The organism is Paractinoplanes rishiriensis, assembly GCF_016862375.1.
Taxonomy (GTDB): domain Bacteria; phylum Actinomycetota; class Actinomycetes; order Mycobacteriales; family Micromonosporaceae; genus Actinoplanes; species Actinoplanes rishiriensis.
Genome location: NZ_BOMV01000052.1, coordinates 22,622 through 30,104, shown reverse-complemented (window position 1 = coordinate 30,104; position 7,483 = coordinate 22,622). Strand labels below are relative to the sequence as shown.

Below are 7,483 nucleotides of genomic sequence, written 5' to 3'. Positions count from 1 at the left end.
CCACCCGCAGCGCCCGCGCCACCCGCAGCGCCCGCGCCACCCGCAGCGCCCGCGCCACCCGCAGCGCCCGCGCCACCCGCAGCGCCCGCGCCCGCGGCACTCACTCTCGCGGCCGTGCCCGACGGGCTTATCGGATTTGTCGCCGCTGCCGGATTTGTCGGGCTCATCGCGGGAACCTGACCTTGACCGCGTCCCCGTGGGCTGGCAGATCTTCGGCGTTGGCGAGGGCGACCACGTGGTCGGCGACGTCGCGCAGGGCGGCCTCGTCGTATTCGACGACGTGGATGCCGCGCAGGAAGGACTGCACCGACAGGCCCGACGAGTGCCGCGCGCACCCGCCGGTCGGCAGAACGTGATTGGAGCCGGCCGCGTAATCGCCCAGCGACACCGGCGACCAGGCTCCGACGAAGATCGCGCCGGCGTTGCGGACCCGCATGGCCCACTGCCGCGCGTCCCGCGTCTGGATCTCCAGGTGCTCGGCCGCGTACGCGTCCACGACGCGCAAGCCCTGCTCGAGGTCGTCGACCAGCACCACACCGGACTGCTCGCCGGTCAGCGCGGTGAGGACCCGCTGCTCGTGTTTGGTGCTGGCCACCTGCCGGGTCAACTCCTGCTCGACCGCGGCCACCAGCGCCTCGGAGTCGGTGACCAGGACACTGGCCGCAAGCGGGTCGTGCTCGGCCTGGCTGATCAGGTCGGCCGCCACGTGCCGCGGGTCGGCCGTCTCGTCGGCGAGGATCGCGATCTCGGTCGGCCCGGCCTCGGCGTCGATGCCAACCACGCCGCGCAGCAGCCGCTTGGCGGCCGTCACCCAGATGTTGCCCGGGCCGGTGATGATGTCGACCGGCTCGCACCGGTCGGTTTCGTCGGCGCCGTCGGAGCCATAGCCCAGCAGCGCGATCGCCTGCGCGCCGCCGACCGCATAGACCTCGTCGACACCGAGCAGCGCGCACGCCGCGAGCACCCGGGAGTCGGGCAGGCCGTCATTTTCCTTTTGTGGCGGGCTGGCCACCACGAGACCCTCGACGCCGGCCTCCTGGGCAGGCACCACGTTCATGACCACGGTGGACGGATAAACCGCGAGGCCGCCTGGCACGTAGAGGCCGACCCGGCGCACCGGAATCCACCGCTCGGTGACCGTGCCGCCGTCGACCACCCGGGTCGTCACGTCGGTGCGCCGCTGGTCGGCGTGCACCTTGCGGGCCCGCTTGATGACCTCGAGCAGCGCCGCCCGCACCTCGGGGTCGAGCGTCTCGGCGGCCGCCGCGATGGCCGCAGCCGGCACCCGGAGCCGCTCCAGTCGAACTCCGTCGAAGCGTTCGGTCGCCTCCCGGATCGCGTCGAACCCATGCTGATGGACCGCCTCGACGACGGGACGGATCTGCTCGACCGCGACGGAGACGTCGAGCTGGGCACGAGGCAGCAGGCCGCGCGGATCCCGGTGGGAGCCGCGCAGGTCAGTCCGATTCAGCACGGGACAAGTTTAGGCGGGGCGTCCGACAGTTCTGGAGACCGGCACCGCCGGCCCAGCGCTTGGGATGGGTGATCCGCCTTACGCTGCCGTTTCGGTACGTTCCCCATGCAATCGGTAAGGAGGGGGTGACGGACGGGTTGACCATGGTGGGCCTGCGGTTAGGCTGAACTCGTGAGCGAGCGGCTGCCGGTGTTCCCGCTGGGTACGGTGCTGTTTCCGGGGTTGGTGCTGCCCCTGCACATCTTCGAGGAACGCTACCGGACGCTGGTCCGCGAGCTGGTCGCCAGCCCGACCGACGGCCCGCACGAATTCGGTGTGGTGACCCTGCGGCGCGGCGCCGAGGCCCCCGCGTCCGACACCGAGGACGGCCCGCTCCCCGACCCGCCACCGGTCCGCGCCGACGACCTCTACCCGGTCGGCTGCACCGCCGAGCTGCGCCAGGTCACCGAGCTGCCGGACGGGAGATTCGACATCATGACCGTCGGCCGCCGCCGGTTCAGCATCCAGAACGTCCAGCAGGGCAGCGAGCCCTACCTGACCGCCAAGGTCGACTGGTTCCCCGACGAGTCCCCCGACGAGACCGCCGAGCTGCTGGCCCCACGGGCGCTGGCCGCCTTCCGCACCTACCTGGATCTGCTGCGCCCCGACGCCGAGGCACTGGACGCGGTCCCCGCCGACCCCACCGTGCTGTCCCACCTGATCGCCGCGACGGCCCAGCTGACCACCGACGAACGCCAGCTGCTACTGGCCGCCCGCGACACCGCCAGCCGCCTGCGCGCCGAGCTCAAACTGCTCAACCGCGAGGCCGGCCTGCTGGCCCGGGTCCGCGCCGTCCCGGTCCCACTGTCCGACCTGGCCCGCCCCGCCAGCCCGAACTAACCCCCAACCGGCCCCGCCTCCGCGCCCGCACCCGGCCCACCGCCGCCCCCGCACCCGGCCCAACGCCGGCCTCGCACCCGGCCCAACGCCGGCCTCGCACCCGGCTCACCGCCGGCCTCGCACCCGGCCCACCGCCGCAACGACTCCGCTCCGCAGATGCATTCTGCATGCACGTGGTAACGCGGCCCGAGGCGAACACGCTCCTCAGGACGGCAGATCTTGTAGGCCGAGGCCGCAGGCGCGCGGAGAGGCAACGCGAAGAGCAACGCCCGTAGAGGACGCGCAGTTTAAAGGAACGCGCACGTCTGACAGCGCCAGCGCAGGCGAGACGGCAGGGCGCAGTGCGGCGGTCGCGGCGCGGCGGTCGCGGCGCGGGGCGATCGCGGCGCGGGCGATCGCGGCGCGGGCGATCGCGGCGCGGGGCGGCAGGCGGCGCAGGGCGGCAGGCGGCGCGGGCGGCAGGCGGCGCGGGGCGGCAGGCGGCGCGGTCCGGTGCTGCGACAGAGCACGGGCGCGGCGAGCAAGACCGACGGCGCTACCCGTGCCGTCAGCCTCGCTGGTCGAACGAGCCCGGCGGAAACGGCGCTGGCGCCGCGGAACCTGGCGGCGCGGAACCCGGCGCCGCGGAACCCGGCGGCGCGGCATCGGGCGCCGCCGAGTTGGGCGGGGCGGAATGGGGCGTCGCAGGGCCGAGCGTCGGCGGAGCGGGCGTTGCGGGGTTGAAGGGCGACGACCACGCGTTGATGGCGTGCGGCTCGTCGGCCTCCGCGTTGGGGCCGTATCCCGGCTTGGCTCCGGGCTGGTCCAGGTCGGGATCGTTTGACCAGCCGGCCAGCAGGGTCAGCACGATCGCCGCCGCGAAAGCCGGCACCAGCGTCGGGCCGACCGAGTGCACCTCCGGCGGGGCCAGGTAGGTCGCGCCCTGCACCGCTGTCTCGCGCCACTGGTCGTACGCGCTCCGGCCGATCGCCTCGCCCACCAGCGGGCCCGCCAGCCAGCCCGCCCCGAACGCGCCCGCCACCACGCCCAGCAGCAGGAACGGGCCGCGGTCGCGGCGCAGGACCAGCCAGGCCACGATCGCCACCAGGATGCCGAAGCCCAAGCCGAGCAGCGTGAACCAGCCGTCCGCCGCGATGTACTCCTCGGGGGACGGGTCGTTGACCACCACGCCGTTCTGGCCGGAGTTGATCACCGGGACCTCGGGGGCGATCCAGGCCCAGAGCAGCCCGAGGGGTACGCCGAGCGCCAGCACGCCGAGCGCGGTCGCCCCGCAGACGGCCAACGAGCGCCGCCACGGCCGCCGCTCGGAGCGGCGGAACCCCCACCAGCGCCGGGCGTAGTCGTCGGCGATGACCGGTTCGGGCCCGAACGGGTGTGCCAGACCGAAGCCGCCGGCGGCTCCCGGCTCGAAACCGTCCTGGCCGCCTGGCCGGGCGCCGCCAAAGAGGGCCGGGTCGTGCGGAGGCTGCGGCTGAGCGGGCTCCTGACTCGGGTTCACCCTACGATCCTGCCAGGTTTGCCGCGCAGCGTCGCCCGCGCCCGCCCACCACGTCGCCTCACCAGACTCTGGGCCGCTCAGCCAACCGCGGACGGGCCCAGGATCGTCTTGAGGTCGGCCCGCAGCGCCGGGGTCGGCGCCACCCGCACCGCGCCCAGCCGCAGTACCGTGGTGCGGCTGCCGTTCTGCAGGTGGACGTGCACCTCGGAGTCGCCGGGGTGGCTGCTCAGGATCTCCTTCAACTCGGAGACCAGCGGCGGCGTGCACCGGGTGATCGGCATGGTCAGCGTGACCGGCTTGCTGTCCGGGTTGTGGCTGATGTCGGGCAGTTGCATGTCCATCGCCATGATCCGCGGGGTGTCGTCGCGGCGGTCGACCCGGCCCTTGACCACGACGATGGCGTCCTCGGCGATGAACTGGCCGATCACCTCGTAGGTGTTCGGGAAGAACAGCGTCTCCACCCCACCGGCCAGGTCTTCGAGGGTGGCCGACGCCCACGCCCGGCCCTGCTTGGTGATCCGCCGCTGCACGCCGGTGAGGATGCCGGCCAGCGTGACCACCTGGCCGTCCGGCACCGACCCCTCCTCGTTGAGAGCCGCGATGGTGGTGTCGGCCGAGCTTTGCAGGAGTTGCTCGAGGCCGGCCAGCGGATGGTCGGAAACGTACAGGCCGAGCATTTCGCGCTCGAAGGCCAGCTTGTCGCGCTTGTCCCACTCACTCTCGCCGATCGGCGGCATGGCCACCGTGGCCGACCCGCCGTCGACCGTGTCGCCGAACGCGCCGAACAGGTCGAACTGGCCGGCTGCCTCGTTGCGCTTGACGTCGGCGTACGCGTCGATGGCCTCGGCGTGCACCGCGAGTAGCCCCTTGCGGCTGTGCCCCATCGAGTCGAACGCGCCGGCCTTGATCAGAGATTCGACGGTCTTCTTGTTGCAGGCGACCGCATCCACCTTCGACAGGAAGTCGTAGAAGTCGCGGTATTCGCTCTTTTCCTGGCGGCAGCGGGCGATCGCCTCGACCACGTTGTGCCCGACGTTGCGGACCGCGGCCAGTCCGAATCGGATGTCTTTGCCGACCGGGGTGAACGGACCGGCGGACTGGTTGACGTCCGGTGGCAGGACCTGGATGCCCATCCGCCGGCAGTCGGCCAGGTACATCGCCATCTTGTCCTTGTCGTCGCCGACGCTGGTGAGCAGGCCGGCCATGTACTCCGCGGGGTAGTTGGCCTTGAGGTAACCGGTCCAGTAGGACACCAGGCCGTAGCCCGCGGTGTGCGCCTTGTTGAACGCGTAGTCGGCGAACGGGACCAGCACGTCCCAGATCGCCTGGATGGCCTCGTCGGAGTAGTTTCGCTCGCGCATGCCGTCGCGGAACGGGATGAACTCCTGGTCGAGGACCTCCTTCTTCTTCTTGCCCATGGCCCGGCGCAGCAGGTCGGCCTTGCCGAGCGAGTAACCCGCGAGGATCTGGGCGGCACGCTGCACCTGCTCCTGATAGACGATCAGGCCGTAGGTGGGGCCGAGCACCTCGCGCAGCGGCTCCTCCAGCTCGGGGTGGATGCCCTTGATCTCCTGGAGCTTGTTTTTCCGGAGCGCGTAGTTGGTGTGCGAGTCGGCACCCATCGGACCGGGCCGGTAGAGCGCCAGCACGGCCGAGATGTCCTCGAAGTTGTCCGGTTTCATGAGCCGCAGCAGCGAGCGCATCGGTCCGCCGTCGAGCTGGAAGACGCCCAGCGTGTCGCCCCGGGCGAGCAGCTCGTAGGTGGGCTTGTCGTCCAGCGGCAGGGCCAGCAAGTCGATCTGTTTGTCGTGGTTGAGCTCGATGTTCTTGACCGCGTCGGTCATGATCGTCAGGTTGCGCAGGCCCAGGAAGTCCATCTTGAGCAGGCCGAGCGTCTCGCAGGTCGGGTAGTCGAACTGCGTGATGATCACACCGTCGGAGGCCCGCCGCATCAGCGGGATGTGGTCGATGATGGGCTCGGCCGACATGATCACGCCGGCCGCGTGCACGCCGGTCTGCCGGATCAGGCCCTCGATGCCGCGGGCCGTGTCGATCACCTTTTTGACGTCCGGGTCCTGCTCGTACAGCGTGCGGATCTCGCCGGCCTCGCTGTAGCGCTTGTGGTCGGAGTCGAAGATGCCGGACAGCGGGATGTCCTTGCCCATCACCGCGGGCGGCATGGCCTTGGTGATCCGGTCGCCGACCGCGTACGGATAACCCAGCACCCGGGCCGAGTCCTTGATCGCAGCCTTGGCCTTGATCGTGCCGAACGTCGCAATCTGGGCGACCTTGTCCTCGCCCCAGCGCTCGGTCACGTACCGGATGACCTCACCGCGCCGGCGCTCGTCGAAGTCGATGTCGACGTCGGGCATCGAGACGCGCTCGGGGTTGAGGAACCGCTCGAAGATGAGTCCGTGCGGCAGCGGATCGAGGTCGGTGATGCCCATCCCGTACGCCACCAGGGAACCCGCCGCGGACCCGCGGCCCGGACCGACCGCGATGCCGTTGTCCTTCGACCACTGGATGAAGTCGGCGACCACCAGGAAGTAGGACGGGAAGCCCATCTGGATGATGATGCCCAGCTCGTATTCCGCCTGCGTGACGTGCGTGTCCGGGATGCCGTCGGGGAACCGGCGCCGGAGGCCCTCGAAGGCCACGTGCCGGAAGTACGTCTCCTCGGTGAAGCCGTCCGGGATCGGGAACCGGGGCATCAGGTTTTTGAAAGTGAACATGCCTGTGGTGTCCACCCGCTCGGCTACCAGCAGCGTGTTGCGGCAGCCGTCCTGCCAGGGCTCGGACGAGTCGACCGCGCGCATCTGGTCGGCCGACTTCACGAAGTAGCCGTTGCCGTCGAAGCGGAACCGGTTGGGGTCGGCCACGTTGCTGCCGGTCTGCACGCACAGCAGCACGTCGTGGGCCTCGGCCTGGGCCTCGTACGTGTAATGCGAATCGTTGGTGACCAGTGGCTTGATGTCGAGCTTGCGGCCGATCTCGAGCAGGCCGTCGCGGACCCGCCGCTCGATCGACAGGCCGTGGTCCATGATCTCGAGGAAGTAGTTTTCCTTGCCGAGGGCTTCCTGGTAGAGCGCGGCGGACTTGAGCGCCTCGTCGAAATGGCCGAGCCGCAGCCGGGTCTGCACGATGCCGGACGGGCAGCCGGTGGTGCCCATGATGCCCTCGGCGTGCTCGGCGATGATGTCGAAGTCCATCCGCGGGTATTTGCCGAGCTGACCCTCCATCGAGGCCCGCGAGTTGAGCCGGAACAGGTTTTTCAGGCCGATCGCGTTGCGCGCCCACATCGTCATGTGGGTGTAGGCGCCGTTACCCGAGACGTCGTCACCCTTCTGCTCGGGGCGGCCCCACTTGATCCGGCTCTTGGTGAGCCGGGACTCGGGTGCCACGTACGCCTCGACGCCGATCACCGGGGTCACCCCGGCGGAGGTCGCCTGCTTGTAGAAGTCGTACGCCCCATGCATGTTGCCGTGGTCGGTGATCGCCGCGGCCGGCATGCCCAGCCGGGACGCCTCCGCCAGCAACTCCTTGACCCGGGCGGCCCCGTCGAGCATCGAATACTCGGTGTGCACGTGGAGATGCACGAACGAGTCAGACACCCCGGGACCCCCTTGAATTGT

At 70.6% G+C, this 7,483-nt stretch carries 4 protein-coding genes; 1 reads left to right on the top strand and 3 read right to left on the bottom strand.

The window, feature by feature from the left end:
- Positions 1 to 163: 163 nt before the first annotated feature.
- Positions 164 to 1,474: a histidinol dehydrogenase gene (gene hisD, locus Ari01nite_RS21825; protein WP_203783288.1), complete on the bottom strand. Its 1,311-nt coding sequence runs from the start codon at positions 1,472 to 1,474 to the stop codon at positions 164 to 166.
- 171 nt (positions 1,475 to 1,645) lie between these two features.
- Here hisD and Ari01nite_RS21820 point away from each other — a divergent pair, with 171 nt between their 5' ends.
- Positions 1,646 to 2,353 (top strand): LON peptidase substrate-binding domain-containing protein, encoded by a 708-nt coding sequence (locus tag Ari01nite_RS21820; protein WP_203783286.1) that lies wholly within the window; start codon positions 1,646 to 1,648, stop codon positions 2,351 to 2,353.
- Between the two features lie 547 nt (positions 2,354 to 2,900).
- Here the strand turns inward: Ari01nite_RS21820 and Ari01nite_RS21815 are convergent.
- Both Ari01nite_RS21815 and dnaE read right to left on the bottom strand, forming a co-directional pair.
- Entirely contained in the window at positions 2,901 to 3,851 is a 951-nt protein-coding gene (locus Ari01nite_RS21815; RefSeq protein WP_203783284.1) for a hypothetical protein, read from the bottom strand.
- 77 nt (positions 3,852 to 3,928) lie between these two features.
- The gene (gene dnaE, locus Ari01nite_RS21810) at positions 3,929 to 7,462 is read right to left on the bottom strand and encodes a DNA polymerase III subunit alpha (protein WP_203783282.1); all 3,534 of its coding nucleotides are present in this window, start codon (positions 7,460 to 7,462) and stop codon (positions 3,929 to 3,931) included.
- Positions 7,463 to 7,483: the final 21 nt, after the last annotated feature.